Origin of the sequence: Bradyrhizobium sp. 186, assembly GCF_023101685.1 — a bacterium.
In the GTDB taxonomy this organism is placed as follows: Bacteria; Pseudomonadota; Alphaproteobacteria; order Rhizobiales; family Xanthobacteraceae; genus Bradyrhizobium.
The window spans coordinates 6263212-6289661 of sequence record NZ_CP082164.1; the positions used below are offsets into that span (position 1 = coordinate 6263212).

The window sequence follows — 26450 nt, forward strand, 5'->3', positions numbered from 1 at the left end:
GCGGAGGAAGACATCGTCATGAAGTTCAAGATTGGCCTCGTCGCCGCGTCCCTGTTCGGTGCCATCGCGGCATCGTCGGCGGCATCCGCCATGCCCATCGCGCCTGCACCTGCGACGCCGCAGGTGTCCGACGTCGAGCAGGTCCGCATGGTCTGCAATGAATGGGGGCGCTGCTGGTGGCGGCCGAACTACGCGTATGGTTATGGTTACGGTGGTCCGGGATATTATGGGCCGCCGCGATATGCCGGCCCGAGATATTATGGGCCTCGCTATTATGGGCCGCGCTATCGCCGCTGGTGAGATCTGAAGGGGCCCTCGGGCCCCTTTCGCATTTGCGAGATGGTGCATCGCGGCTCCCCGCCCTCTGCGATGTGTTTTAGACCGACTCCAAAACTGATCTAGATCAACGACAACGAATGCCGTCCGATCATCCTGCGTCGATGGCGGATCTCATCGTTTTTCGATGCCCTCAGACGGGCATGAATGTGCAGACACACTTGGAGAAGCAGCAGAGACAGGAAGGGCTGAGCTTCCAGTCATTCGCTTGCCCCGCTTGCACGCGGATCCATTTCATCGATCTCACATCAGGGCAACCGATAAGCCGAGAACGTTGACGGTAACATCGATCTGACGGGCCTTGTGGCATGATGTCCGCAATACTACGGCCCGGAATCCGGTTTACTGAATCGGCATGTTTCGCCATTGATGGCGATGTACCGACCTTCATTTCATTGTCACATTTCAGCAGCCGGCCAGACGAATGTTCGATTCTCTTGCGCCATCCTCCGCGCTTCAACTGATCAGGTTTGCCGATGTCGACGCGTTTCGGCCGGCCGAATCGATGGAAGATGCCCGGAGCATTCCGCTTGACGTCACCAACTTCGCGGCGGCGCGAGCGATCGTCTGTCTGCCGGCGTGCCGCATCATCGTGATGAGGTCGTTCGCACGCATCCTCGACACCGTATATCGCGCGCCGGGCGGCATGGTGATCCTGCCGATGAGCGACGATCTACGGGCCAGTTCGAGCGGGATCGATCTCGACTCGCGCTTTTTCGCAGCATTGCGCGGTAGTGATGAGTGCCATTTCGTCGAGCCTCAGACCAATCATCACGCGTTGATCTTCTTCTCACCCGCTCTCAGGGATCGCGGCTGGTTCGATCGAGCCGACACATTGTTGACTCGCATCGCGGACCGCACCGCTCTCGTCCACGCCCGACAGCTTCTGCTCGACATCCTGAGAACCGCGTCCGTAGAGCCGCACATGTTCGAAACCACCGAGGTCGCCGCACATCTCCAGGAGGGCCTGCTGCTCGCCTTCGATGACCTGTTTCGCATCGACCCGTTGTCGGATCGCTGCGCCCCGTTTCAGGGTGAGCGATCGGCCAAGCTCGTGCAGCGGATCGACGATTATGTCGCAGCCTATCCGACCGCTCCGATCTATACGGCCAATCTCGCCGACGAATTTGGCGTCTCGATCCGGACGCTCAGCGGCGCGGTGACGAAGGTGCGCGGCATGAGCCTGCACCAGTACATCCGCCTGAAGCGCTTGTGGTCCACCCGCGCACGGCTCCTCAAGGGCGGTAGCGCGACCGTCGCGCTCTGCGCGCGTGCCCAGGGTTTCCATCATCTCGGCGAGTTTGCCGCAGCTTATCGCGCGACTTTCCAAGAGGCGCCCTCGGATACGCTGGCAAGGGGCCGGCTGCTCATGCTCCCGACCGTTTAGGCCGACGCACGGCTGTCTTCCGATTTCGCGGGTGGCCCGGTTACCCTTTGCAGGCGATTTCGATAAATCCAGGATTGGTCGATGGGCCAAAGCCGGATTCATGCCGCGCGACAATCGTTGAGCTATTCGATCACTTCGTCTGCGCGTCCGAGCAGGGAGAACGGCACGGTGATGCCGAGCGCCTTCGCTGTCTTCAGGCTGACAACCAGCTGAACTCGGGTTGCCTGTTGCACCGGCAGGTCGGCAGGCTTTTCGCCTTTCAAGATGCGGCCCGTGTAGACGCCTGCAAGGCGGTTCGCCTCGGCGAAGTCGCCGCCATAGTCCATTATGCCGCCGGCCGCCGCGAAAGTGCCGCCCTGAAAGATGGCGGGGAGCGCATGCTGCAGCGCCATCATGGCGAGTTTGTCGCTGTTTCCCGTGAAGAGAATATCTCCGCCGATCACCAATCCACCGGACCGCAATTGCCCTGCGCGAGCGAAGACCGCATCAAAATCGCCCTCGGTGCTCGCATGGAGGACATGGAGATGCAGCCCGAGCGTATCCGCCGCGGCCTGCATCTCCCTCAGCTGATCTTCCGTGGTGGGATTGTTGGGGTTTACCAACAGCGCAACAGCTGTCGCCGTTGGCACGAGTTCGTGCATCAGTTCCAAGCGCTTTGGTCCCACCTGCACATTCAAAGAGGTCACGCCGGTGATATTTCCGGCCGGCCGGCTGAGACTGGGCACCAGACCAATCTGCCGATCGTAGTGAAGACGATCGGGATCTCCGCTGTTGCCCCTTTGCGGCGAGTGCCGCCGGGGTCGTGAAGGCGGCCATGGCGGATAGCTGCCGATGGACCAAATCGGCAGCCATCGCGGGCAGCCGATCGTACTGACCTTCCGCCCAGCGGTATTCGATGGCAAGGTTTTGGCCCTCGACGTAACCAATCTCGCCGAGACCACGTCGAAACGCGGCAGTAAGCGGCGCCCACCCCTGCGAGCTCCCACTCCCAAGAATGCCTACCACCGGTACTGGTGTAGGCTGTTGCGCTCGCGCGAGACCCGACCAAAGCGCTGCCGCGCCGGCCGTCAACATGAAGTCTCGACGCTTCATATCCACCGCTCCGAGGATCAACCCAATCGATAGTATCTGTTCAGCTCAGTCCGGCAAGCGCGCGGCGCTACAAAGCTTGTCCCATGTCCGAATCGGCCGCGCCGGCGCGAACGGGAGGACAGCGGCAGGTAGGGTCCCAACGCGCCGCGACGTGCTCTGGCGAGCAAGTGGCGCGCTCGGAGAGATTCGAACTCCCGACCCTCGGAATCGAAATCCGATGCTCTATCCAGCTGAGCTACGAGCGCCTTTGGCCCTATGACGGGCCGCCACCGAACTCCACCGGACGGTGCTGGACAGACCAGCACCGGGCGTGTCGTTCGGATGCGTTCGAATTAGCAGAGAGACCGGCCAATAAAAAGCCCTCCCCGCCTCCGCCGAGGCGAATAGAGGCACTCACCAGGTTGTGTTGAACAGGCCAAAATGCGGCTGCTGCGCCATCAGCATCATTGGCTGGCCGGATTGCGGTGCCGGACGCGTCCTGGCGATCTTGCGCTTAACCGGCGCCTTCTTGACGGAAGCGGGCTCCGCCGGCGTGAACTGGGCAAAGGTCTCGCGCACTCGCGCCTTCGCCGACATCGCGGCCAGCACGTCCGCCTGCGCCGGCTGCTGGGGCGCAACCACAGCGGCCGTCTTCACCACGGGCGCGGCGATCGTCGGCTGACTGGTGTCGAGCACGACCCGTTCGGGCAGATGGCGATCGGACCGGATCCGGATCATCGGCTGTTCGTTGCTTGCGGTCGCAACGGCTTGCGCCACGGGCGACGCCGGCAGAACGAAGTTCACGGCGAACAGCAGTGCGAGCAACGCTCCACCGACGAATACGAAATACCGAAAGATGGGCATTGGCCGCGCTCCGCCCCCGCATCCCCGCATGGGCTCTCCGCCTTAACCGGCGTTCCTTTAATTGGTTCCTGCACCGGCGGTTCGGTTCAAATGGCTACGCCAATTCTTTGGACCAAGGGCAAAGGACAGTAACTTTTCCGCTACCGGAACGCGCAGCCCTTTACGCTCGCCGCGCCGTGACCAGCGAACACTTCGCCTGATCGGCATTAACGTTGACGAAGCCGACGGGAACGCGCGCAAAAGTCTTGCGGCTCTTCATGCTGACGGTGTCGGCCAGCACGCGGCTGCGCTCGGTCAGGTGGCTGCCATCGCGCCGCGCAAAGGCGCAGACGATTTCGACATCCCTTATGGCATAATCATTGTCGTTTCGCAGCGTGAACGTCACCAGGGCCTTTGAGCCGAGGCCGCCACGGCGCCAGGTCTGCGATGAAATCCTGAGACGATCGAGTTCAGCCACTACCGGAGCTTGAGCTTCGGAGGGCGCCGCTGCCGCCGCCGGGTTCGCCGAAGGAGCCGGCTCAGCGGATGCCGACCCCGGGTCCACCAGCTCGCCCTGAGCGGTGTTTCCTTTGGAGAGAGGCATCAGCATCCAGACGCAGGAGCTAACGATGAGGGCTGCCAGCAACCACAGGAGGATTCGGCCAAATGAGACGCTTGCGATCGTCGCGCCCCGCGCGAGACGCTCGCCGATCCCAGCGAAGCGTCCCAACCCGATCCGGTCAAACCCAGCGTTCATGGGCGCGTTACCGATAGTGGCCGAGGCACTTCCCTGCGCACCAGTTCGTGCAACACCGATGCGGTCGTTCTACGACGGACTTGGCCATTGCTTACTTTAATCCAGGAGACGAACTAAGGTTCCCGCGCTCATGCGAGTCGGCAAGGACGGTGGCGATCACCGATCGGGATCGCTAACATGCGCTGCAACATCGCAAGACCCCGTCGGGAGAAAATGAAATGCCAGTCGTCACTTGGGATCACGTCCATCTGCGCAGCCCCGATCCGGAGGCCACTGCGGTCTGGCTGCGGGATATCCTCGGTGGCGAGATCGTGCGCGCGCCGGGACGGATCGACGTGAATCTGGGCGGCGCCAGGATCTTCATCGCACCGCTGGAGGGTGACAACGCCGTCAGCCCGCCGCCAGCGCACCCGCATCAGGGCCTCGACCATTTCGGTCTCACCGTGAAGGACATCGACGCCGTCGCCGCCGAGATCAAGGCCAAGGGTGTCACGCTCACGCGCGAGCCGACGACCATTCGGCCCGGCGTCCGCATCTGCTTCATCCGCGGCCCCGAAGGCATCTCCATCGAGCTGCTCGAGCGCGACAAGAAGTACACCTGACGCGGCACGGACCGCATCAGGGATCAGCCGCGCGAACTAGCGCCCGGCGCAGCTACGTCATGCTGCCCGGCATGAAGCAGCGGATGGTGACGCCGGTGTAGCCGTAGATCGGCCACACCATGGTCCGGCCGACTCGATTGGGCTCCGAGATCACGGCCTCCTCGGGCACGTCGACCCAGACGAGTTCCTGCCGCTGGCCTTCGAGCACATAGCCAAGGCGCGGGACGCGGACACGATAGTGCCCGTCCTTGCTGTCCCAGTCGGAGTCCGAGAGCGCCGAACCGTCTGCATCGGAGCAGCATGGCCCCTTGCCGCTTCGGAGGCCGTCGAACCAGGCCTTCAATTCGGCATTGGTGTTGACGAACTGGCCGCGGTCGCGCGCGTGCCCGAAGGGGGCAGCGAGCGTGATCAGGGCCAAGGCGCAGCCGAGCCGCGCCCCGCTTCGCCAGCGTGTCGCGCCGCCAATTCGCCTGTGTTGTCTTTTGCAATTCGTGGGACGCGCACTGTACAGACGCGGCTCATTGCCGCCGGAATCGATCCAGTTGGTCACGTTCGTCTTGCTCCAGCACCCCGCGGCCAGTGCAACAATGGTTATGCATTTCGCGGGCCAACTCTGATTCGCAACGACCGGCCTCGCCTCATGATGAGACCGTCATAACGGCGTCACAGACAAGCCGGGACGATTACGGTCTCAACGACTTGCCAACCGCCAAACTGCCGCGTTGCGCCAAGGGATGACCTTTGGCATAAAAGCCATACCGGTGCGCCTCGGGCGATGGCCGCCGGCCCGCGTGACGTTATGAAGGACGGCCTCTATTCGATTCACGTGACGCTGCTCGATGGTCGAGCCGGCAAGGGCAGCGGCGTGATTCTTTTCCGCGACGGCAAGATTCTCGGCGGCGATGCCTATCTCTATTACACCGGCAGCTACAGCGTGAAGGACAACACCTTCAAGGGCGAGGTGCTGGTGCAGCGGCACACGTCTCCGCGTAACGACGACAATCCGCTGTTCGGCGGTCCCGCGGCGGTCGGCATCGGTGTCAGCGGCACCTTTACCGATACGCGCGCGGAGATGACCGGCACGGCGCTCGTCGGCAAGGCCAGCCTGATTTTCGGCGCGACGCTGCACTGGCTTGCGGAGGTCGACTAGCTATTCGGCGGCCTGCTCGAGCGGCGCCGTGCGCGGCAAGATCATCTGGATGCGCGTGCCGCTGCCCGGCTCGGAATCGAGATCGAGCCGCCCGCCGAGCCGGTTGGTGACGATGCTGTAGACGATGTGCAGCCCGAGACCGGTGCCGCCCTGGTCGCGCCGTGTCGTGAAGAACGGGTCGAAGGCGCGACGGCGCACGTCAAGCGACATGCCGCAGCCATTGTCCGAGAAGATGATCTCGACATTGTCCTGGCCGGATTCGCGCGCCTGGATGTCGATGAGGCCGGGACGTCCGTCCGGGAAGGCGTGCGCCACCGCATTGAGGAAAAGGTTGGTCAGCACCTGCCCGTACGGGCCAGGATAGCTGTTCATGATCAGACTGGGTTGGCATTCGACGTTGAGCGTCAGGTTATGCTTGCGCAGGCCCGGCCGCAGGCTCATCACCACCTGCTCGGTGAGGTCGGCGAGATCGAAGCTGCGCTGATCCGAATAGTTGCGGTCCGCCGCGACCTGCTTGAACGACTGGATCAGCTCGGCGGCGCGGTTGAGATTGGCGACCAGCTGCGAGGACGCGTCGCGGCTGGTGTGGAGATAGTCGTTGAGCGTGGAACGGCGCAGCTCACCGCGTTCGACCTCGGCGGTGAACATCGCTGTCTTGCGCTCGAGCGCGGACGCGACCGTGAGGCTGATACCGACGGGATTGTTGACCTCGTGCGCAACACCGGCGACCAGCCGGCCGAGTGCTGCGAGCTTCTCCGCCTCAATCAGCGAAGCCTGGGTCTCGCGCAGATTGCGCAGCGCGGTCTCGGCAGCCTCCTTGGCCTTCCGCATCTCCTGCTCGCCGCGCTTGCGCTCGCCGATGTCGAGCGCCACGGTGACGATCCGCTCGATCTCACCCTCGGCATCGAGCAGCGGTAGCTTGTTGACCAGCCACTGCCGCATGTTGCCGGAGGAGTCCTTGTACTCCTCCTCATAGAAGCCGAGCCCCTTGCGGAAACTGAGCACACGCTTGTCGTTCTCGTCGGTCTTGGCTGCGCCATAGCGCGACATGAGATCGGCGGTGGTGCGGCCGAGCGCGTCGCCGGGCTCGATGCCGAAAATGCCGGCCATGTAGCGGTTCATCAGCACATAGCGCAGGTCGCGGTCCTTGACGTTGATGACCGCGGGCACGGTGTCGATGACCTGCTGGAGCAGGCGCCGGCCTTCGGCGATAGCGTCTTCAGCGCGCTTCTGGTCGGTGATGTCGCGCAGCGTGCCTTCGTAGCGGACGATGTTGCCCTGCTCGTCCCGCACGCCGGTTGCGCTGTCGGAGAGCCAGAGGATGTCGCCGCTGCGCTGGCGCACCTGATACTCGAACTCGCGCACCATGCCGTCGCGCGCCATCAGCCGCTGATATTCGACGCGGGCCTCGGGATGGACGTAGATGGTGTGGGCGATATCGTTGATGCTGTCGATCAGCTGCTGCGGGCTGTCATAGCCCATCATCCGCGCCAGCGCCGGATTGGCGTTGAGGAGGTCGCCAGCCGGCGTGGTCACGTAGATGCCGTCGACCGAGCCCTCGAACAGCTTGCGATAGCTTTCTTCGGCGAGACGCTGCTCGGTGAGCGCGCGCACCGCCGCCTCGCGCGCCGTGTCGGCTTCCTCCAGTGCGCGGCGGAACACTTCGGCCGCTCGCGCGATGTCGCCGATCTCGTTGTCGAGGTCCGCCGACGGAATCGAGGTGTTCTTCTCGCCCGCTGCGAGCGCGCGAATGGATCGCGCGATCTGGGCGAGCGGACGCACTGTCCTGCGCACCACGAACAACGCCGCGCCGATGCCGATCAGCACGCCGATCGTGCCGAGCACGATGCTCTGCCATCTTGCCTCGGTCAGCGTGCGGGCGAAGTCGCGCGACAGCACGTGGCCGCGCCGGGCGCTGACCTCGCGCAGCAATTCGGTGACGCGCCCGATCAGCCGGCCCTCGGTTCCCAGCACCTCGCGATCGATGTCGGCGATCTGCCGCTCCCGGACGGCCACCGCGATGATGGCCTCGGCGTATTCGTTCACCGCCGATTTCAGCCTGGCATCGGTGGTGTCCATCGCCCGCATGCTCTGTGCCGCCTGCTCGGCCGCCGACGGATTGCGCGCGAGCAGCCCAAGCGCGATCCGGCTCTGGGCCTCGGACAGACGGGACGCCAGTTCGCGGTCCGCCGTGCCTCCGACTGCCGCATCGAACTGGTCGCGAAGCGGCGGCAGGCCGGCGAGCAGCTGTGCGCGGCGGTCGATCAAGGTTGAGATTCGCTCGAGGCCGCTGCGATAGGTCGCAAGCCGCTCGGTGACCCCGTCGATCATGTCCTGCTGCTCGGGCGCGAGCTCGATGCGGGTCTTCTTCAGGATGTCGCTCAGCGTCGAGGCCGCCTCGCCGACCTGCTTGAACTGGATGCCGGCGCCGGGGTCGGTGACGAAGTCGCGCGCGGCAAGGCGCAACTCGTTCATGCGGCGGTCGATGTCCTCGGCGAGGTCACCGACGCTCTGGAGCCGCTGCAACTCCGCAAACGTCGTATCGATGTGCCGGATCGCGATCACGCTCGCCGTCGAGGTGACGATGATCACCGCCAGCACCAACAGGAAGCTGCCGAACGTGAGCTGGCCGATGGAGAGCGAAAATATTCGCTTTTTCTCAGGGGTCGGCGTCGTATCGGCGGACATTGGTGCTTAAGGACCGGGCTATTGGAAGCCCAATATACGACGTATTGCTGCCCCGGGGGAACATGCCTTGAGCGGCCGAATATCCTTAATATTGCAGTCCTCGGCCCGACCTCTCCCCCGGATTTATGACGTTTTAACGCTGGCGGGCCTGCGGGCCGGGATCGTCATGGCGGCGACGCCGATCACGACGCAGGCAAGGCCGATCCAGGCGGTCTGGCTCAGGCTCTCGCCGAGGAAGGCGACGCTGATGGCCACCCCGATCGGCACGCGGAGATAGGCCTGCGCGGTGGTGCCGACCGAGCCGAGGGTCTGGATCAGGCGGAAGTAGATCACGAAGGCCGCCGCGGTCGAGAACACGGCCAACGCGAGCAGCGCCAGGATCGAGCTCAGCGAGGGCGACAGCGTCCAAGGCTGTTCGAACACCAGCGAAGCCGGGATCAGGGCCGCGGCGCCCGCAAGCAGCGAACCGGCGGCGGGCGCCATCGGATCGAGGCCCTTGAAGCCGCGACCGAAGATCGCAGCGCAGGCGTAGCAGATGGTGGCAGCGACAATCGCCGCTTCCGCGACGAGGCCGCCGCCAACGTCATGGAAGGCATCGACGCCGACGATCAGGCAGATGCCGGCCATGCCGGCGACCACGCCGAACAGCTTTCGCGGCGTCGTCGCCTCGTGGCGGGTGACCATTGCCGTGAGCAGGAACGTGAAGATCGGTCCGGCAGAATTGAGGATGGTCGCGAGCGCGGCGTCGACATGGCGCTCGCCCCAGGCGATCAGCGTCCAGGGGATCATGCTGTTGAGCACGGCCTGGAAGGCGAAGCGCTGCCAGGTCGCGGCGTCCGTCGGCATCCTCACGCCGCGCAGGCGCATGATCGCGAGCAGCAGCAGGCCGGCAATGGCGGTGCGCGCCGCGATCAGCGTGATCGGCGGAATCGTGGCGACGCCGAGCTTGATGAAGGTGTAGGAGCCGCCCCAGAGGGTTGCGAGCGCGACCAGCAGCGCCAGCTCGACGGCGGTGTTGCTGTCCTGCCGGTGGTCCATGGTACGCGTCCCGTCTCGTTCTCAGTCGACGGAACTTACCGCGGCCACCATCATAAATAGTTCGTCGCGTGTCGAAGTGTGTTAGCCGACCGCGCCGACCTCGAACACCTCGCCGTCATAGCCGGCTTCGCGGGGAATGCGGAGCTGGCGGCCCCCCTCGGTCTTGGTCATCACCGGCATCACCGTGACGATGGACATGCCGCGGGCATGATCGAGCGCGGCGCTCACGCTGCCCTGCTTGGCCAGCCGGATCAGGTTGCGCGTGGTCGGGAACGGCAGCTTGAAGCGGCCGCTCTCGCCGCCCGCCACCGCCTCGCGCGGCGAGACCCAGATCGAGTCGGTGGATTCCCGGCCGTCATGGGCGCCGAGCTGATTCGGCGGTGCGGCGGCAAGGAAGAACCAGGTGTCGAAACGCTTCGGCATGCCCTCAGGCGTGATCCAGTGCGCGTAAGGTACGAGCGTATCGAGCGCGAGCTGGAGGCCGTTGTCGGCCAGGATGCTGAGGAAGCTGATCTTGTGCTCGTTGAGCGCAATGCGATGCGCATCCGCGATCTCGCCGGCGCGTTTGGCATCGATCGGCGTGCTCGAACCTTTCGACCGCGCCAGCAGGATGCCGCTCTCCTCAAAGGTCTCGCGGATCGCGGCGATACGAAACCCGCGGTCCGCCTCGCTTAAGCCCTCGCCGGCCGAATACAGGTCGGACCGGGCGACGATCTCCTTGTCGCCGGCATCGACGCTGCCGCCGGGAAACACCAGCGCCCCCGAGTTGAACTCGATCTGATGATGGCGGACCATCATGAAGACTTCGATTTCGTCGCGGCTCTTGCCGTCGACACTCGCGCCATCACGCAGCAGCAGGATGGTCGACGCGGGACGCGATGCGGCGGCTTCTAGCATGCAACTAACCTGCGGCGCTGGATTGCGGCTGGAGATTGGCGCGCTTGTCGACCTTCGCCACGCGCGACAGGAGATAGTCGACCTCGGCCTTCGCCGCCGGCGTGATGGTCGCGCCCGGCTTGCGCTGCGCACTGGAGGCGATGATGCCGCGCTTCTGGAGCACGTATTTGCGCACGGCCAGGCCGGCGCCCGGCTGCTGCTCGTAGCGGATCAACGGCAGATGCGCGTCGAACAAATCATGCGCGGCATCGCGCTTGCCTTCCTTCGACAGGCGCACGACGTCGATCAGAAGCTCGGGGAAGGCGTAGCCGGTCATGGCGCCGTCGGCGCCGCGCTCCATCTCGAAATCCAGGAACAGCCCGCCATTGCCGCAGAGGATCGAGAGCGGCCGCAGCGAGCCGTCTTTCTGGAAGGCGCGCAGCGTCGAAATCTTTTCCAGCCCCGGCCAGTCCTCGTGCTTGAGCATCACGCAGTTCGGATTGTCCATGACGATCTTGCGGATCACCGCCGGCGTGAACACCACCGACAAGGTCAGCGGATAGTCCTGGAGCACCCAGGGCACGTCGGGGCCGATGGCCTCGGCCGCCTGTTTGTAATAGCCGACGATCTGGTCGTCGGTGCGAAGCGACGGCGGCGGCGCGATCATCACGCCGGCTGCCCCCGCGTCCATCGAAGCCCGCGCCAGCGAGCGCATGGTGGCAAAACCCGGCGCGGAGACGCCGACGATCACCTGCATCTTCTTGGCGCGCTTGACGAAGCGCACCGCGACCTGCTCGGCCTCGGCGGCGTCCAGCTTCGGCGCCTCACCGAGGATGCCCAGCACTGTGACGCCGTCGCAGCCGACCTCCTCATAGAAATCGGTCAGGCGGTCGATCGAGCGCTCGTCGATCCGGCCGTCGTCGTGGAACGGCGTCGGCGCGATTGCGAAGGTGCCCTTGGCGTCGGCGGTGAGTTTCATCAGTGCTCTATCCTCTTGTGCGTCATTCCGGGGCGATGCGTCAGCACCGAACCCCGAATCTCGAGGTCCCGGGTTCGCGCCTTGCGCGCCCCGGGACGACAATATTGGCTAAAACCGCCGCGCGCCCATCTTGATCTGCTCCTCGGAGAAGAAGATCTCCTTGGTATGATCGGCGATGTCCTGGGCCTTCCAGCCCGTGTGCGGCGGTTTCCAGCCTTCCATTTCCATCATCCGCATTTCGCGCACGCCGCGGGGCCCGGACACGCCCAGCACCTTGCCGGTTTGGTCGCCCGACAAGTCGCTGACCATGTATAGCACGGCCGGCGCGATGCCGTCCGGCCCGAGCGCCGCGTTCGGGTTCTCCTTATAGCGGGGCAGGTCTGCGGTCATGCGGGTCAGGGCGCCGGGTGCCAGCGTCCAGATCCGGATGTTATATTTGCGGCCCTCGATCGCCAGCACGTTGGACAGGCCCCAGATGCCGCCCTTGGCCGCGCCGTAATTGGTCTGGCCGAAATTGCCGATCAGGCCCGAGGTCGAGGAGGTGTTGACGATGACGCCGCCGCCGTTTTCCCGCATCCAGCGAAACACCGGCATGGTGCAACAGAAGGTGCCCTTCAGATGCACCTTGATCACCTTGTCCCAATCGGACTCGGAAGCCTTGGAAAAGGTCTGGTCACGCAGGATGCCGGCATTGTTGACGAGGATGTCGGCGCGGCCGAAGTGCTTGATGGCGTCGTCGAACACCGACTGGCCGCCCTCCATGGTGGAAATGTCGGCGCCGTTGGCGACGGCCTTGCCGCCTTCGGCCTTGATCGCATCCACCACAAGCTGCGCCATCGACTTGTCGGCACCGGAGCCGTCGCGGGGCCCGCCGAGGTCGTTGACGACGACCGATGCCCCTTCCCGCGCGAACAGTTTTGCATAGGCCTCACCGAGACCCCCGCCCGCGCCGGTGATCAGCGCAACCTTGCCATCGAGTAGTCCCATCGTGGCTTCTCCCTTTTCCCTTTTTGTCATTCGGGGCAGCGCGCAGCGCTGAACCCGGAATCAAGAGGTTGTGGCGCGAGATTCCGGGTTCGCGCCAACGCGCGCCCCGGAATGACGGAGAGCGCTAACCCAGCACCGTCTTGCCGTTCTTGATCACGGTGACGCCGCGCGACTTCACCTTGGCTTCGAACGAGATCAAATTGCCGTCCTTCCAGAGATCCATGGTCACGGTCTCGCCGGGATAGACCGGCGAAGAGAACCGCGCGACGTGTTGGCGGAAGGCGGACGGATCGTAGTCGGCATAGGTCTGGAGCACGCCGCGGCAGGTGATGCCGTAGGTGCACATGCCGTGCAGGATCGGGCGCGGGAAGCCGGCTTTCTTGGCGAATTCGGGATCGGAGTGCAGCGGGTTGCGGTCGCCGCACAGGCGATAGACCAGCGCCTGGTCGGGGCGCGTGGTGATGTCGATGGTTTTGTCCGGCGCGCGCGACGGGATCTTGTGCGGATCGGGCTGGGACAGGTTCGGCCCGCCAAAGCCACCATCGCCACGGGCGAAGCGCGAGGCCACCAGCGTCGCGAGCTTCTCGCCCTTCTCGTTCTTCAGCACGGTCTGGTGGCTGATCACCACGCCCTTGTCCTTGCCCTTATCGTAGACCTCGACCACCGAGGAGTCCGCCGTGATGTGGGCCGCTGCCGGCAATGGCTGGTGGAACGTGATGTCGCGCTCGCCGTCGACCACCATGACGCGGTTGAGGTTCATCTCGCCCGGCCCCGCACCCCACGCCGCGACGGAGGCAAACGTCGGCACCACCCTGAGCGGACGCGGCGTCAGCGTGCCCTCATTGACGAAGGCGAGCTCGTTCTCGTCCATCGGATCGGCGCCCAGACCGATACCGTAGGCGTAGAGCATCACCTCGCGGTCGGTAAATGCGTATTTCTGGCCGAGGTTTTTGAGGCCTTTGAGTTCTTCGTATCTGGCGGACATTTTATTTGTTTCCTCCGAATGTCTTCGGCACCGCCAGTTGAAGTGCCCTCTCCCCTTGTGGGAGAGGGCAGCGAGGACAGTGCGGCAAACTCATTTGGGTGAGGGGTTGGCTCAGCATCGAAAGTCTCTGCGTGGAGAGAAACCCCTCATCCGGCGCCAAAGCCGAAGCTTCGCTTCGGCGCCCTCTTAAGGACGGCCGCCAAAGGCGGCCTATGCCACCTTCTCCCACAAGGGGAGAAGGGAAGAAGTCAGGCCGGCGTGAAGAACGGCAGTGGTGCGCCGTCGGTCGGCTTGAACACCACTTTCACCTTCTGGCCGATCTTCAACGCCGTCAGATCGCAATCGACGAAATTAGTCTGAAGCGACGGCCCCTCCTTCAGCGTGACGTAGCCGATCGCGTAAGGACCTGTCGGTGACTTCCGCATCAGGCTGTAGGTGTAGATCGTCCCCTCGCCCGAACTCTCCTCCCACACCGTCTTGTCCGAGTAGCAGAACGGACAGATCGCGCGCGGGAAGTAGTGCGCCTCGCCGCATGCCGTGCAGCGCTTGATCATGAACTTGCCCTGCTTCGCGGCTTCCCAGAACGCGGCGGTCTCCGGATTCGTCACGGGGGCCGGATACTTCTTGGCTTCGCTCATCACACGCGCTCCAGAATCGCAGTCGAGGCAGCGTGGCGGACGCCCAGAAGGCCGCCGGTGCCGTGGGCGATGGCGAGATCGCAGTTCTTGACCTGCACCTTCGGATGCGCCTCGCCGCGCAGCTGCCGGACGGCCTCGATGATCTTGGTCATGCCGCCGCGGTTGACCGGATGGTTGCTGCACAGGCCGCCGCCATCGGTGTTGAACGGCAGCTTGCCGACACCCGAGATCAGATTGCCGTCAGCGACGAACTTGCCGCCCTCGCCCTTCTTGCAGAAGCCGAGGTCCTCGAGCTGCATCAGCACCGTGATGGTGAAGCTGTCGTAGATCGAGGCGTATTTGATATCCTTTGGCGTGATTCCGGCTTCCTCGAACGCACGCGGGCCGGACCAGATACCGGCGGAGTAAGTGAGGTCGAGATCCTTGCCGCCGCGCGGGCCCTTCATCGCTTCGCCGTGGCCGATCAGCTTGACCAGCGGCTTCTTCAAGCTTTTGGCGATCTCGGGTGTGGTCACGATCAGGGCGCCACCGCCGTCGGAGACGACGCAGCAATCCATGCGATGCAAGGGATCGGAAATCATCGGCGAGTTCAGCACGTCCTCGACCGTGACGACCTCCTTGAGCATCGCATGCGGATTGTATTGCGCGTGATGCGAAGCCGCGACCTTGATCCAGGCAAGCTGCTCGGAGGTGGTGCCATAGTCGTGCATGTGGCGCATGGCACACATGCCATAGGCATTGTGGGTGGTCGCACCGTAGGCGGACTCGAAGTCGGCTTCGGCGCCGGCCGCGCGCGGCGGCATCGCGCCGGTGCGCGGCTTGCCCGCGAGCGTGATCAGAGCGATCGAGCATTTGCCCGCCGCGATCGCCTCAGCCGCATGGCCGAGATGGATGATGTAGGAACAGCCGCCGGTTTCGGTGGAATCGACGTGGCGGAGTTTTTTGGTGTTCAGGCCGAGATAATCGACCATCGGCCAGGCGCCGCCCGGGGCGTCGCCCGCGCAGAAATAGCCGTCAACGTCGTCCTTGCTGAGCCCGGCATCCTCGATCGCGCCCTTGGCGACCTCGGCGTGGAGCTGGGCGGTGGATTTGTCCGGCGCGTGCCGGGTCGGGTGTTCGTAGATCCCGGCAATGTAGGCCTTGCCCTTGATGGTCAAAACTCAGGTCTCCGCTCGCGTTTCTTCCTTGCTCGGTTTTTCTGAACCGCGGATGGCAGCTTGGCAAGCGCGGAAATATTCCGTCGGGCGAGAGGGCAGCGGCTAAACTCAAATCGCCATCGGGCGCGACAGGCACAGTCGTAAAGGTGTTTTGCCCGACGGCACAAGGACCTTTTCTTTTTTTCGAAAACAACCCCATGCAAAGTAGCCGGTGGTATCTTGCCCGCCGCGCAACACAATGGATTGTAGCCCGGATGAGCGAAGCGACATCCGGGATTCCGTGAGCACCTGTCCCGGGTATCGCTTCGCTCACCCGGGCTACGGGTCAGGCAATGCCCTACTCCGCCGCGATCTGCCTTGGCGCGGGCGGTGGGCTCGCGAGGTCGGCGGCGAGCTGAGCGTAGCGGGCCTTGGCGTCCGCGACCGCCTTCTCCTTCACCGGGCCGTAGCCGCGGATGCGGTCGGGCAGCGACAGCAGTTCGACCGCAGTGTCGATCGTGAGCGGCGACAACAGGCCGAGCACGGTGGCGACGTCCTTCTCGTAGCCGGCGATGAGGTCGCGCTCGAGCTTGCGGTCGGCGCTGCGGCCGAAGATGTCGAGCGGTGTGCCGCGCAGGAACTTGAATTTTGCGAGCAAGCGGAATGCCTTCAGCATCCACGGACCGAACGCGCGCTTCTTCGGGCGGCCGAGCGCATCGACGCCGCTGCTAAGGATCGGCGGGGCGAGATTGAAGTTGAACTTGAAATCGCCGTCGAACTGGTCGCGAAGCTGCTGCTCGAAGGCGCCGTCGGTGAAGAGGCGCGCGACCTCGTATTCGTCCTTGTAGGCGAGCAGCTTTGCGTAGTTGATCGCAACCGCGCGCGTCAGCGCATCGCCATAGCCGCCCTGTTTGGCAGCGTCGCTGACCTCATCGACCAGCTTGCGATAACGCTTGGCCAGCCGGCCGTTCTGATAGGCGGTGAGATGCTTGGCGCGATGCGCGATGACCTCGTCCAGCGTCATTGCGTCCAAGGCCTTGGGCGCGACGACCTCGTCGGTCCCCTTCAGCATGTCGGCAAGCCGCTTGGGATCGGCGACCGCGAGGCGGCCAAGGCGGAAGGCCTCCTTGTTCATCTTGATCGAAACGCCGTTGACCTCGATCGCCTGCTCGATCGACTCCGCAGACAAGGGCAAGAGACCCTTTTGATAGGCGTAGCCCATCATCATCATGTTGGTGGCGATGGAATCGCCGAGCAGCTGCTCGGCCGGCTTGGTGAAATCGAAGAACACCGAATCCTTGTGCAGCGCCGTTTCCAGCAACCCATTCAGCTTGCGGGTCTGGAAGTTGAAATCGCGGTTGAGGACGAAGTCGGCGGTGGGAATGACGTGGCTGTTGATGACGCCGCGGGTGCGGCTGGTGTCGCAGAGCGAGATGGTGTCCTTGGCGACCGCGACCACCTCATCGGCGGCAAGCACGACATCGGCCGTGCCGGTGACGATGCGCGAGCAGGTCACCTCTGCCGGGTGATCCGACAGCCGGACGTGGCTGAGCACCGCCCCGCCCTTCTGTGCCAGGCCCGACATGTCGAGGATCATCGAGGCCTTGCCCTCGATATGGGCGGCCATACCGAGCAGCGCGCCGATCGTGAGCACACCGGTGCCGCCAACGCCGCCGACCGCGATGTTGTAGGGCTTGTCGAGCGTCGGGCGCGAGGCCGGTTCGGGAAGCGCGCCGATATCGGCGAGCTCCGCCGGCGCGCGATGGCGCGGCGCGCCACCGTCGATGGTGACGAAGGATGGGCAAAAGCCCTTGAGGCAGGAATAATCCTTGTTGCAGGACGACTGGTTGATGGCGCGCTTGCGGCCGAACTCGGTCTCCAGCGGCTCGACCGAGATGCAGTTCGACTGCACCGAACAGTCGCCGCAGCCTTCGCAGACGGCCGGGTTGATCATGACGCGGCGCGCCGGATCCTCCATCAGGCCGCGCTTGCGGCGCCGGCGCTTCTCGGCCGCGCAGGTCTGCACGAAGACGATGGCCGAGGTGCCCTTGAACTCGCGGCACATCTTCATGACGTTGTCGAGCTCGTCGCGGTGATACTTCTTCACGCCGGGCGCGATGGTGTCGGCCGGATAAGTGTCGGGCGCCTCCGAGACCAGATAGATCTCGCGGATGCCTTCGGCGTGGAGCTGGTAGGTGATCTTCTGCGGCGAGAGATCGCCATCATGGTGCTGGCCGCCGGTCATGGCCACCGCGTCATTGTAGAGGATCTTGTAGGTGATGTTGGCCTTGGAGGCGATCGCCTGACGGATCGCCAGAATGCCGGAGTGGAAATAGGTGCCGTCGCCGAGATTGGCGAAGATGTGGTTCTCGTTGGTGAAGGGTGCGATGCCGACCCACGGAACGCCCTCGCCGCCCATATGCGTGAAGGTCTCGGTCGAGCGGTCCATCCACAGCGCCATGAAATGACAGCCGATGCCGGCGAGCGCGCGGCTACCTTCGGGGACCTTGGTCGAGGTGTTGTGGGGACAGCCGGAGCAGAAATACGGGGTGCGGGAGACAGGCGCCGTCGCCTGCATCTGGGTCGCCTGACGGCCGTTGAACCAGTCGGCCTTGACGCGGATCATCTCCGCAATCTCGGGGTTGAGATTAAGTCGGAGAAGTCGCTCGGTAAGCGAGGTTGCGAGCGAGGCGACGCTGAGCTCGGCGGAGAAGGTCAGGAAGCGCTTGTCGTGCTCGTCCATCTTGCCGACGATGCGCGGGCGGACGTCGTCGCGCCAGTTGAACAGCTCCTGCTTGACCTGGTTCTCGACGATCTCGCGCCGTTCCTCGATGATGAAGATTTCTTCAAGGCCGACCGCGAACTGGCGTACGCCTTCCGGCTCCAGCGGCCAGGGCATGCCGATCTTGTAGAGGCGAAGGCCGATCTTCGCGGCGACTTCCTCGGTGATGCCGAGCTCGCGCAGCGCCTGCCGCACGTCCTCATAGCTCTTGCCGGATGCCATGATGCCAAAGCGGGCGTTCGGCGAATCCATGGTGATGCGGTTGACCTTGTTGGCGCGCGCAAAGGCGATCGCGGCAAAGCCCTTGTAGTCCTGGAGACGGCGGTCCTGCTCGAAACGGTCGTCCGGCCAGCGCAGGTTGAGGCCGCCGGGCGGCAGCTCGAAGTCAGGGGGGATGATGAAGGGCTTCATCTCGTCGGTGAGGTCGATCTCGGCGGTGGTCTCCACCGTCTCCGTGATCACCTTCATGCCGACCCAGCAGCCCGAGTAGCGCGACATCGCGATGCCGAGCAGGCCCATCTCGATCATCTCGTGGATGCTGGACGGGTAGAGATAGGGCATCAACGCCGACATGAAGGCGTGGTCGGACTGATGCGGGACGGTCGAGGATTTAGCCCCATGGTCGTCGCCGGCCAAACACAAGACGCCGCCGTTCTTGGCCGAGCCCGCCGCGTTGCCGTGGCGAAAGACGTCGCCGCAGCGGTCGACGCCAGGGCCCTTGCCGTACCAGATGCCGACCACGCCATCGTACTTGGCGCCCGGCGAGAGGTTGAGCTGCTGCGAGCCCCAGACCGCAGTCGCCGCCAGATCCTCGTTCACGCCGGGCTGGAACTTGATGTTGTACTGCTCGAGATGCTTTCGCGCAGCAAAGAGCTGCTGGTCGTAGCCGCCGAGCGGCGAGCCGCGATAGCCGGAGATGAAACCCGCGGTGTTGAGGCCGTTGGCGCGGTCGCGCCGGATCTGGGCCATGGGCAGGCGGACCAGCGCCTGGATGCCTGTGGTGAAGACGTGTCCGGTATCCTGGGTATATTTCTGATCGAGACTGATCGGACCCTGGTTGATGCCCATTATGTCCTCTTCCGCCCTTTTAAGCGTTTGGCCACTTAAGCCGTTGCCTACCCGTTGTTTTTAGCTAGGGCGCGCCGACCACCTTCGCCACTCTATGTCGGATATTTCACGCTCCGCACCACAAATCTGGGCCAGAGACGGCGCCGGGTAAAAATCGCAATTTAGTGCCCGGAAGGTGCCAGCCATTTTCAATTTGTGTCACCATACCCCCGGCGCCGCGAAATGACGTGACGCCACTATGATGCGGGATGGGGGCGGTTGGCCGCAGGAGAGGGTCGACGATGCGGACGATTCTGGCGGGACTACTCTTGTGCGGTGCGGGTGCGAGTGCCGCCATGGCCAGCGAGCCGTCACCGGAACTGGTCGCCTACGGCAAGGCGCTGGTCGAGGCCGGCGACTGCGCGGGCTGCCACACTGCCGATCCGGCAAAGCCGTTCGCCGGTGGAAAGCGGATCGACACGCCCTTCGGCGCGATCTATGCGCCGAACCTGACGCCGGACCGCGACACCGGGATCGGTGCCTGGATCGATGCCGATTTCACCCGCGCCTTGCGCTACGGCATCGCGCCTGACGGCTCGAACTATTACCCGGCCTTCCCCTATCCCTATTTCACGCGGATGACGAAGGACGACACGCTTGCCATCCGCGCCTATCTCGGAACGCTCGCACCTGTCGTCAGCCGCAACAAGCCGCCGGAGCTGCGCTGGCCGCTCAATTATCGCGGTCTGATGCGGGCCTGGAACTATTTGTTCTTCAAACCCGGCCTGTTCGAGCCGGACCAGAGCGAAAGCGCGGCTTGGAATCGCGGCGGCTATCTCGTCACAGGGCTCGGCCATTGCGGCGCCTGCCATACGCCGAAGAATTATTTTGGCGCGGACAAGGACGCGCAGGCGTTCTCCGGCAGCGAGGTTGCCGGCTGGTTCGCGCCGCGGCTCGATGGCGCCGCGCGCAGCGGGCTGAAATCGTGGAGCGTCGAGGACGTCACCGAATATCTGCAAAGCGGGCGCAACGCCAAAAGCCATGCCGACGGACTGATGGCCGAGGTGGTCGTCAACTCGACCTCCAAGATGAGCGATGCCGATGTGCGCGCCATCGCGGTATATCTGAAGAGCCTGCCGCCGGCGCGGCGTGAGCCGACGGCGGCGCCGCCGGACGATGCCGAGATGAAAGCAGGCCAAGCCGTCTACGCCCGGCTCTGCATCGCCTGCCATGAAGCCGACGGCTCCGGCGCGCCGCGCATCTATCCGCCGTTGCCCGCCAACGCGCTGCTGCAATCGATCAATCCATCCTCCACCTTGCGCATCATCCTCGACGGCGCGCACACCGTGACGACGCCGCGCGCGCCCAACGCCGGCGAGATGCCGGCCTATGCCAAGCAATTGTCCGACGAGCAGGTCGCGGCGGTGACGAACTACATCCGCAATTCCTGGGGCAACACGGCGCCGCTGGTGACGCCGCCGCAGGTGGCGAAGGCGCGGAAGGGCAGTTAATCCCTCTCCCCGCTTGCGGGGAGAGGGTTAGGGTGAGGGGGACTCTCCGCGGGGACGGAGACAATTGGACTCGCTCACCCGGAATTTGCTAGCGCAAATTCCGGCCTCTCCCCGCAGGCGGGGAGAGGCGAAAGAAACACTACCGCTCGTCCTCCGTGAACACGAATTTCGGCATCTCCCATTTGTAGCGCACCGCCAGCAGGCGGAGGCTGATGCCGAGGATGAAGGTCAGGATGGTCCATAGCTCGGCATTCAGATTAAGGCCGAACGCGGTGGCGTAGAACAGGCCGGTCACGACCGAGACGCTGGCGTAGAGCTCGGAGCGGAACAGCAGCGGTACGTCGTTGCAGAGCACGTCGCGCAGCACGCCGCCGGCGCAGCCCGTCACCATGCCGGAGACGATGACGATGGGCAGGGTGGCATCCATCTGCCAGGCGATATCGCAGCCGGTCATGGTGAAGACGACGAGGCCGATGGCATCGAGCACGATGAAAGCGACCTTCAGCCGGTGCACGAGGCGCGCGATCAGGATGGTGAGGAAGGCGGCGCCACCGCTCAGGGCGAGATAGATCGGGTTTTGCACCCAGGCCAGCGGATAGTGCCCGAGGAAGAGATCGCGCAGCGTACCGCCGCCGAGCGCCGTGATGCAGCCGAGGAAGCAGACGCCGACGTAGTCCATGCTGCGCCGGCCGGCGGCGAGCGCCGCCGTCATGCCCTGCGCGGCCAGCGCGACCAAGGACAGAAGATGCAGCACGCTATCGCTCGGCGGCAGGCCCCACACCCCTTGTTCCCTCCTCCCGCGGTGCAACTTGCGACCACGGTTCCCCGATGAACAGGTTCCCGATTCCTGGCGCGGTAGCAAGGCGACGAAAGCATAGAGAGCGCGGAACAGAACCTCGCATCTACGGGTTGTCCAGCCGCACTAATCGAGGAGACCCAATCGATGGCTGACGACCGTTTTCCCAACGATCCGTATCGCCCGAATCTCGCCGATGATGAGTATGTCCGTGCGGCGCGACGGGATGCCGACCTTCAGGCCGATCCCGAGCTGGGCGAAGGCCCCGCCTCCAGCGGCAAGATCGCGCTGTTTGCCGTGGCTGTCGCCCTGGTGTTGGGCGCCGTGTTCTACGGATTGAACAATACGACCACCGGTAACCAGGCGGGCAACACGCCGGCGTCGCAGACCGCGCAGACCAATCCGGCCAATCCGGCCGGACCTCCCGGCATGCGTGACATGACGCCGCGCAACAACGCAGCGCCCGGCGTGACCACGGGCGCGGCGCCGAGCAAGCCGGCCCCCGATACGCAGGCTCCGTCTGACGGCGCCAAGTAACACCACGACTGTCATCGCCCGGCTTGACCGGGCGATCCAGGAGAGCAAGCGGCGGGACACAACATCCCGCCACTTTTCGTTTGCCGCTAGCTGAACATCTTGTTGAGCTCGCCGCCGGAATAACCGCTGCTTAGCTCGGAGAAGGTGCCCTTCTCCGCCATCTCTTTTGCGGCCCGCATGAAACCGCCCCAGGCGGCACGCGCGAGCGAACCGCCGACGCTGATCCGGCGCACGCCGAGATCAGCGGCCTCCTGCAATGACAGCCCCGAGCCACCGATCAAGAGATTGAACGGCTTTGGATGCACCGCCTTCACCACCGCGGCAATATCCTCGCGGGTCTTCAGTCCCGGCGCATAAAGACAGTCGGCGCCGGCGTCCGCGTACGCGGTGAGCCGGTCGATGACGAGCTTAAGGTCGGTGACGCCCCACAGATACGCCTCGCAGCGGCCGACCAACATCGTGCCGCTGTCGCCGATCGCCTTGCGCGCCGCCTTGATGCGCTCGACCGCGAGCGCGCGCTCGTAGATCGGCTTGTCCTTGTCGCCGGTGGAATCCTCGATCGAGAGGCCGGCGATGCCGGTGCGCACCCCGCGCTCGACATTTTCTCCGACCTTGTCCGGCTCCACCGCAAAGCCGCCCTCGAAATCCGCATTCACCGGAATGTCGACGGCCGAGCACAATGCTGCCAGATGCTGACAGACGTCGTCGACGGTGACGCGGTAGTCGGCCTTGCCGATGCTCCAGGCAAAGCCCGCACTCGACGACGCAAGCGCCTTGAAACCGAGATGCTGCAACGCCTTGGCGCTACCGACGTCGACTGGATTGGGCAGGATGAAGCAGCCGCTCTCGTGCATCTTCGTGAACGTCGCGCGCTTGTCCGCGGTCGTGACCATGTTTCTCTCCCTAATGTTGGCGGCGCAGACATAGGCACGCCCTTCCGAGCGCGCTAGTGCGCGTCGTGCACGGCGCGGCTATCCTTCGGCGCCTGCTCGCGATCGTTCATGCCGTAGTCACGGATGACGCTGGCAATGCGCAGGCGGTAGTCGGCAAAAATCTTTGCGCGGCCCTTGGCCTGGGTGCGCCGGTGCTCCATCGTGTTGCGCCAGGCCTCGACCGCCGCCTCGTCGCGCCAGAACGACACCGACAGGATCTTGCCCTTCTCGGTCAGGCTCTCGAAGCGCTCGACCGAGATGAAGCCGTCGATGGTTTGCAGGATCGGCTTCAGATCGGCCGCGAGGTCGAAATAGTTCTGGCGGTGTTCCGGCTTGGGCCAGACCTCGAAGATCACGGCGATCATGGGCGTCTCCTAATTTGCGTGGTCGCCTACAATACCACCTTGCGCAGGAAGGTGCGCTCCTCTGCGAGGATGAATTTGTGTTCCTCCGCAAAGTGAAAATTCGCGATGCCTTCGGCGTCCTGCCGCAACCGCGCGCGATAGGCCTCGTAGGCGGCGAGGCTCTCGAAGGTGATCAGCGCAGACGCGATGTTGTTGGTGCCCTCATGCGGCATGAAATAGCCGATCAGGTCGCCGCCGCATTTCGGGATGATGGTGAGCCAGCGCTTCGAATATTCCTCGAACTGCGCGCGCTTGAACGGATCGAGCTGGTAGCGGATGAAGACGGTGATGGACATGATTGGCTCCTGACGTTTTCTCTCCGTCATTGCGAGCCACCGGGTCCGCGCGAAGCGCGGCCCAATGACAGGCTCCGCGAAGCAATCCAGCGTACCCCCGCGGAGGCATACGGGATTGCTTCGTCGCTCCGCTCCACGCAATGACGACGTGGTGATAGATAGACTACGACCTTGCCCGACCGCGATGCTTCGGCTACCATCGAAGCATGAAATCAGGTCCCGACATTGCCATGGTTGCCGCGCTGGTCGGCGATCCAGCCCGCGCCAACATGCTCACCGCGCTGATGAACGGCCGCGCGCTGACCGCGAGCGAGCTGGCGCAAGAGGCCGGCATCACGCCGCAGACCGCGAGCTCGCATCTCTCGAAGCTCGAGGCCGGTGGTCTCATCGAGCCCGAGAAACAGGGCCGGCACCGCTATTACCGTCTCACCGACGATGACGTCGCCGGCGTGCTCGAAGGCCTTGCGGGCCTTGCCGCGCGGACCGGCCATATGCGCGTACGCACCGGGCCGAAGGATCCGGCGCTGCGGCGCGCGCGCATCTGTTACGATCATCTCGCCGGCGATCTCGGCGTGCAGATGCTCGACACCATGCGCAACCAGCGGCTCGTCAGGCACAAGAAGCAGGACATCGAGCTGACGCCGGACGGCGAGCGCTTTCTGGCGGAGCATTTGCAGATCTCGCCCGACATGCTCGCCCATCCGCGCCGCCCGGTGTGCAAGGCCTGCCTCGACTGGAGCGAGCGGCGCCACCATCTCGCGGGCACGCTGGGTGCCGCCATGATGCAGCGCTTCACCGAATTGAAATGGGCCGCCCGCGACGCCACGCCCGGCAGCCGCGTGGTGAACTTTACCCGCACCGGCGAGAAGCAGTTTGCCGCGCTGTTCGGCCACGAGCGGGAGTAGTCACGCAAATCGCGTGAGAGCACACAATCGCGTGTGAACGAGTACCGTCGTCGTGGCCGGGCTTGACCCGGCCATCCACGTCTTTAGTGCAGTTCGCGCTCAACCACGTGGATGCCCGGGACAAGCCCGGGCATGACGGAGGTCGTGTCTGCCAACTTCAACATCACCCTGAGACCTCCATGAACCGCATCCTTCCGGCAGCCCTCGCCGCCGCCCTCCTCGCCGCTCCCCTCGCCTCCCACGCCGCCGACACCGCGCCACGCGAGCCCTACGGCATCGCGCTCGAAGGCTTTGCCTATCCCTATCCCGTACACTTGCTGCCGGTCGTCAACGACGGCGAACAGCTCAGCATGGCTTATATGGACGTTGCGTCGGCGCAGCCGAACGGCCGTACGATCGTGCTGTTGCACGGACGCAATTTTCCGTCGAGCTACTGGGCGCCCGTCATCAAGATGCTCAGCGAGGCCGGCTACCGCGTCGTGGTGCCGGACCAGATCGGCTTCGGCAAATCCTCCAAGCCGCAGGGCGAGCTGCATTTCGACACGCTGGCGCGCAACACCATCGCGCTGCTCGATCATCTCAAGATCGACAAGGCCGAGATCATCGCGCATTCGCTCGGCGGCATGTTAGGGGTGCGCATTGCCCGCGCCTATCCCGACCGTGTCGCCCATCTGGTGCTGACCGCGCCGATCGGGCTCGAGGACTACCGGCTCTACGTGCCGCCGACGCCGACCGAGAAGATCATCGAGGCGGAGGACAAGCTCACCGCCGACGGCTATCGCAAGCAGCTCCAGACCAATTACGCGATCAAGCTGCCGAGCGAGGCGATCACACCGTTCATCGACGCCCGTTTCAACATCAAGGGCAGTCCGGATTATCCGCGCTGGCTGCGCGCCTTCGTCAGCTCCGGCCAGATGATCTACCGCGAGCCGGTCGCGCACGAGGTCGCGCTTGTTTCCGAGCCCACGCTGTTCATCATGGGCGCCGACGACCACAACGCGCCGGGACGGCCGAACGCACCGGAGGCGCTGCGCGCAAAAATGGGACAGAACGCCGAGCTCGCGAAGGCGCTTGCCGCGAAGATGCCGAATGCACGGGCCGAGGTGATCCCGGACACCGGGCATCTCGTCTTCCTGGAGGCACCGGAGAAGTACAAGGAGTTGGTGCTGGGCTTTCTCGGCCGCTAGCGACGCCTGCGTGTCGCCTCAGACGGCATGCGGCGGGATGTTCATGCCGCATTCAGGTGATGATCGGCAGGGTTAGGTTGCGACGTGTCGGCACGTTTCTCCCCCAAATTTAACGTGTCGAATCGTGTCTTTTGATTCATTGTGCGCCGCAAGCGCCCTGCCCCCAAGACCTGTCCCCAAGACCTGCCCCCAAGACCTGCCCCCAAGGACAAGAAGGAAGATCAAATGAAATATCTGTTCGCCGCCGCGATGCTTGCCAGCGCGGTCGTTGGTTTCAGCGAGGCGGCCAGCGCCGCCCAAGGCTGCGGCCCCGGCTGGTATCGCGGCCCCTATGGCGGCTGCCGCCCGATGCGCGGTGCGGTCGTACGCCCGGGTCCGATCGTGGTTGCGCCGGCCCCTGTCGTCGTCGTGCCGCGCGCGCGCGTCTGCCCCTATGGCTTCCGCTGGTACGCCGGCCGCTGCCGCCCGTTCTGATCTCGTCTTTTCGCATTGCGAAGTGGCCGCGCGGCATTGGCTGGCGCGGCCATTTTCTTTTTGAGCGCCTGCAATGCTTCGTCCGCATCGTCCTGCGGCCGCTCCG

The 26450-nt window shown here is 64.4% G+C and carries 26 protein-coding genes and 1 tRNA gene; 9 read left to right on the forward strand and 18 right to left on the reverse strand.

The annotated features are described in order from the left end of the window. Positions 1-18 precede the first annotated feature (18 nt). A complete protein-coding gene (locus tag IVB18_RS30130; protein ID WP_247984003.1) occupies positions 19-300 on the forward strand; it encodes a hypothetical protein in 282 nt (93 codons plus the stop codon). Between the two features lie 460 nt (positions 301-760). Continuing rightward, positions 761-1723, forward strand: a complete 963-nt coding sequence (locus IVB18_RS30135; protein ID WP_247984004.1) for an AraC family transcriptional regulator — start codon at positions 761-763, stop codon at positions 1721-1723. A gap of 122 nt (positions 1724-1845) precedes the next feature. Here IVB18_RS30135 and IVB18_RS30140 read toward each other — a convergent pair whose 3' ends face one another. The 4 genes from IVB18_RS30140 to IVB18_RS30155 form a co-directional block, all read right to left on the reverse strand. Next, positions 1846-2448: an ABC transporter substrate-binding protein gene (locus IVB18_RS30140; protein WP_247984005.1), complete on the reverse strand. Its 603-nt coding sequence runs from the start codon at positions 2446-2448 to the stop codon at positions 1846-1848. 535 nt (positions 2449-2983) lie between these two features. Then, positions 2984-3060, reverse strand: a tRNA-Arg gene (locus IVB18_RS30145). Positions 3061-3208: 148 nt separating this feature from the next. Then, a complete protein-coding gene (locus IVB18_RS30150) occupies positions 3209-3658 on the reverse strand; it encodes a hypothetical protein (protein WP_247984006.1) in 450 nt (149 codons plus the stop codon). 160 nt (positions 3659-3818) lie between these two features. Beyond that, a complete protein-coding gene (locus IVB18_RS30155; protein WP_247984007.1) occupies positions 3819-4394 on the reverse strand; it encodes a hypothetical protein in 576 nt (191 codons plus the stop codon). 218 nt (positions 4395-4612) lie between these two features. On the opposite strand from IVB18_RS30155, the gene IVB18_RS30160 reads away from it, so the two are divergent. Further along, the gene (locus IVB18_RS30160) at positions 4613-4996 is read left to right on the forward strand and encodes a VOC family protein (RefSeq protein ID WP_247984008.1); all 384 of its coding nucleotides are present in this window, start codon (positions 4613-4615) and stop codon (positions 4994-4996) included. Positions 4997-5048: 52 nt separating this feature from the next. On the opposite strand, the gene IVB18_RS30165 is transcribed toward IVB18_RS30160, so the two are convergent. Continuing rightward, positions 5049-5546 (reverse strand): hypothetical protein, encoded by a 498-nt coding sequence (locus IVB18_RS30165; protein ID WP_247984009.1) that lies wholly within the window; start codon positions 5544-5546, stop codon positions 5049-5051. A 249-nt stretch (positions 5547-5795) separates the two neighbouring features. Between IVB18_RS30165 and IVB18_RS30170 the strand changes: the two genes are divergently transcribed. Beyond that, positions 5796-6146, forward strand: coding sequence for a GrlR family regulatory protein (locus tag IVB18_RS30170; RefSeq protein WP_346732680.1), 351 nt, complete (start codon positions 5796-5798; stop codon positions 6144-6146). On the opposite strand, the gene IVB18_RS30175 is transcribed toward IVB18_RS30170, so the two are convergent. The 9 genes from IVB18_RS30175 to IVB18_RS30215 form a co-directional block, all read right to left on the reverse strand. After that, complete coding sequence (locus IVB18_RS30175; protein WP_247984011.1) at positions 6147-8834, reverse strand: PAS domain S-box protein; 2688 nt, start codon at positions 8832-8834, stop codon at positions 6147-6149. 123 nt (positions 8835-8957) lie between these two features. Beyond that, on the reverse strand, positions 8958-9872 hold the full coding sequence (locus IVB18_RS30180) for a DMT family transporter (RefSeq protein WP_247984012.1): 915 nt from the start codon (positions 9870-9872) through the stop codon (positions 8958-8960). A gap of 81 nt (positions 9873-9953) precedes the next feature. After that, entirely contained in the window at positions 9954-10769 is an 816-nt protein-coding gene (locus IVB18_RS30185; RefSeq protein ID WP_247984013.1) for an NUDIX hydrolase, read from the reverse strand. A gap of 4 nt (positions 10770-10773) precedes the next feature. After that, a complete protein-coding gene (locus IVB18_RS30190; RefSeq protein ID WP_247984014.1) occupies positions 10774-11727 on the reverse strand; it encodes a dihydrodipicolinate synthase family protein in 954 nt (317 codons plus the stop codon). A 108-nt stretch (positions 11728-11835) separates the two neighbouring features. Next, a complete protein-coding gene (locus tag IVB18_RS30195; protein ID WP_247984015.1) occupies positions 11836-12714 on the reverse strand; it encodes an SDR family oxidoreductase in 879 nt (292 codons plus the stop codon). A gap of 124 nt (positions 12715-12838) precedes the next feature. Continuing rightward, positions 12839-13699: a MaoC family dehydratase gene (locus IVB18_RS30200; protein WP_247984016.1), complete on the reverse strand. Its 861-nt coding sequence runs from the start codon at positions 13697-13699 to the stop codon at positions 12839-12841. Between the two features lie 248 nt (positions 13700-13947). After that, complete coding sequence (locus IVB18_RS30205; protein WP_247984017.1) at positions 13948-14337, reverse strand: OB-fold domain-containing protein; 390 nt, start codon at positions 14335-14337, stop codon at positions 13948-13950. Beyond that, a complete protein-coding gene (locus tag IVB18_RS30210; protein ID WP_247984018.1) occupies positions 14337-15494 on the reverse strand; it encodes a thiolase domain-containing protein in 1158 nt (385 codons plus the stop codon). Before IVB18_RS30210 ends, IVB18_RS30205 begins: the two co-directional genes overlap by 1 nt. A gap of 337 nt (positions 15495-15831) precedes the next feature. Then, on the reverse strand, positions 15832-19323 hold the full coding sequence (locus IVB18_RS30215; RefSeq protein WP_247984019.1) for an indolepyruvate ferredoxin oxidoreductase family protein: 3492 nt from the start codon (positions 19321-19323) through the stop codon (positions 15832-15834). Between the two features lie 281 nt (positions 19324-19604). On the opposite strand from IVB18_RS30215, the gene IVB18_RS30220 reads away from it, so the two are divergent. Further along, positions 19605-20813: a c-type cytochrome gene (locus tag IVB18_RS30220; protein WP_247984020.1), complete on the forward strand. Its 1209-nt coding sequence runs from the start codon at positions 19605-19607 to the stop codon at positions 20811-20813. A gap of 139 nt (positions 20814-20952) precedes the next feature. Here IVB18_RS30220 and IVB18_RS30225 read toward each other — a convergent pair whose 3' ends face one another. Then, positions 20953-21594 (reverse strand): trimeric intracellular cation channel family protein, encoded by a 642-nt coding sequence (locus tag IVB18_RS30225; protein WP_247984021.1) that lies wholly within the window; start codon positions 21592-21594, stop codon positions 20953-20955. Positions 21595-21756: 162 nt separating this feature from the next. Between IVB18_RS30225 and IVB18_RS30230 the strand changes: the two genes are divergently transcribed. Next, positions 21757-22146 carry a hypothetical protein gene (locus IVB18_RS30230; RefSeq protein WP_247984022.1) on the forward strand — a complete coding sequence of 130 codons (390 nt, stop codon included), beginning with the start codon at positions 21757-21759 and terminating at the stop codon, positions 22144-22146. Positions 22147-22232: 86 nt separating this feature from the next. Here IVB18_RS30230 and IVB18_RS30235 read toward each other — a convergent pair whose 3' ends face one another. Genes IVB18_RS30235 through IVB18_RS30245 form a run of 3 tightly spaced genes read right to left on the reverse strand, consistent with a single transcriptional unit; the run spans position 22233 to position 23778 of the window. Then, positions 22233-23039 carry an isocitrate lyase/phosphoenolpyruvate mutase family protein gene (locus IVB18_RS30235; RefSeq protein WP_247984023.1) on the reverse strand — a complete coding sequence of 269 codons (807 nt, stop codon included), beginning with the start codon at positions 23037-23039 and terminating at the stop codon, positions 22233-22235. Positions 23040-23092: 53 nt separating this feature from the next. Next, the gene (locus IVB18_RS30240) at positions 23093-23443 is read right to left on the reverse strand and encodes an antibiotic biosynthesis monooxygenase (protein WP_247984024.1); all 351 of its coding nucleotides are present in this window, start codon (positions 23441-23443) and stop codon (positions 23093-23095) included. A gap of 26 nt (positions 23444-23469) precedes the next feature. Beyond that, positions 23470-23778, reverse strand: a complete 309-nt coding sequence (locus IVB18_RS30245) for an NIPSNAP family protein (protein ID WP_247984025.1) — start codon at positions 23776-23778, stop codon at positions 23470-23472. A 206-nt stretch (positions 23779-23984) separates the two neighbouring features. On the opposite strand from IVB18_RS30245, the gene IVB18_RS30250 reads away from it, so the two are divergent. From IVB18_RS30250 to IVB18_RS30260, 3 genes are all read left to right on the forward strand, one after another. After that, positions 23985-24683: a metalloregulator ArsR/SmtB family transcription factor gene (locus tag IVB18_RS30250; RefSeq protein WP_247984026.1), complete on the forward strand. Its 699-nt coding sequence runs from the start codon at positions 23985-23987 to the stop codon at positions 24681-24683. 179 nt (positions 24684-24862) lie between these two features. Further along, a complete protein-coding gene (locus IVB18_RS30255; RefSeq protein ID WP_247984027.1) occupies positions 24863-25870 on the forward strand; it encodes an alpha/beta hydrolase in 1008 nt (335 codons plus the stop codon). Positions 25871-26095: 225 nt separating this feature from the next. Further along, positions 26096-26344, forward strand: a complete 249-nt coding sequence (locus tag IVB18_RS30260) for a hypothetical protein (protein ID WP_247984028.1) — start codon at positions 26096-26098, stop codon at positions 26342-26344. Positions 26345-26450 lie beyond the last annotated feature (106 nt).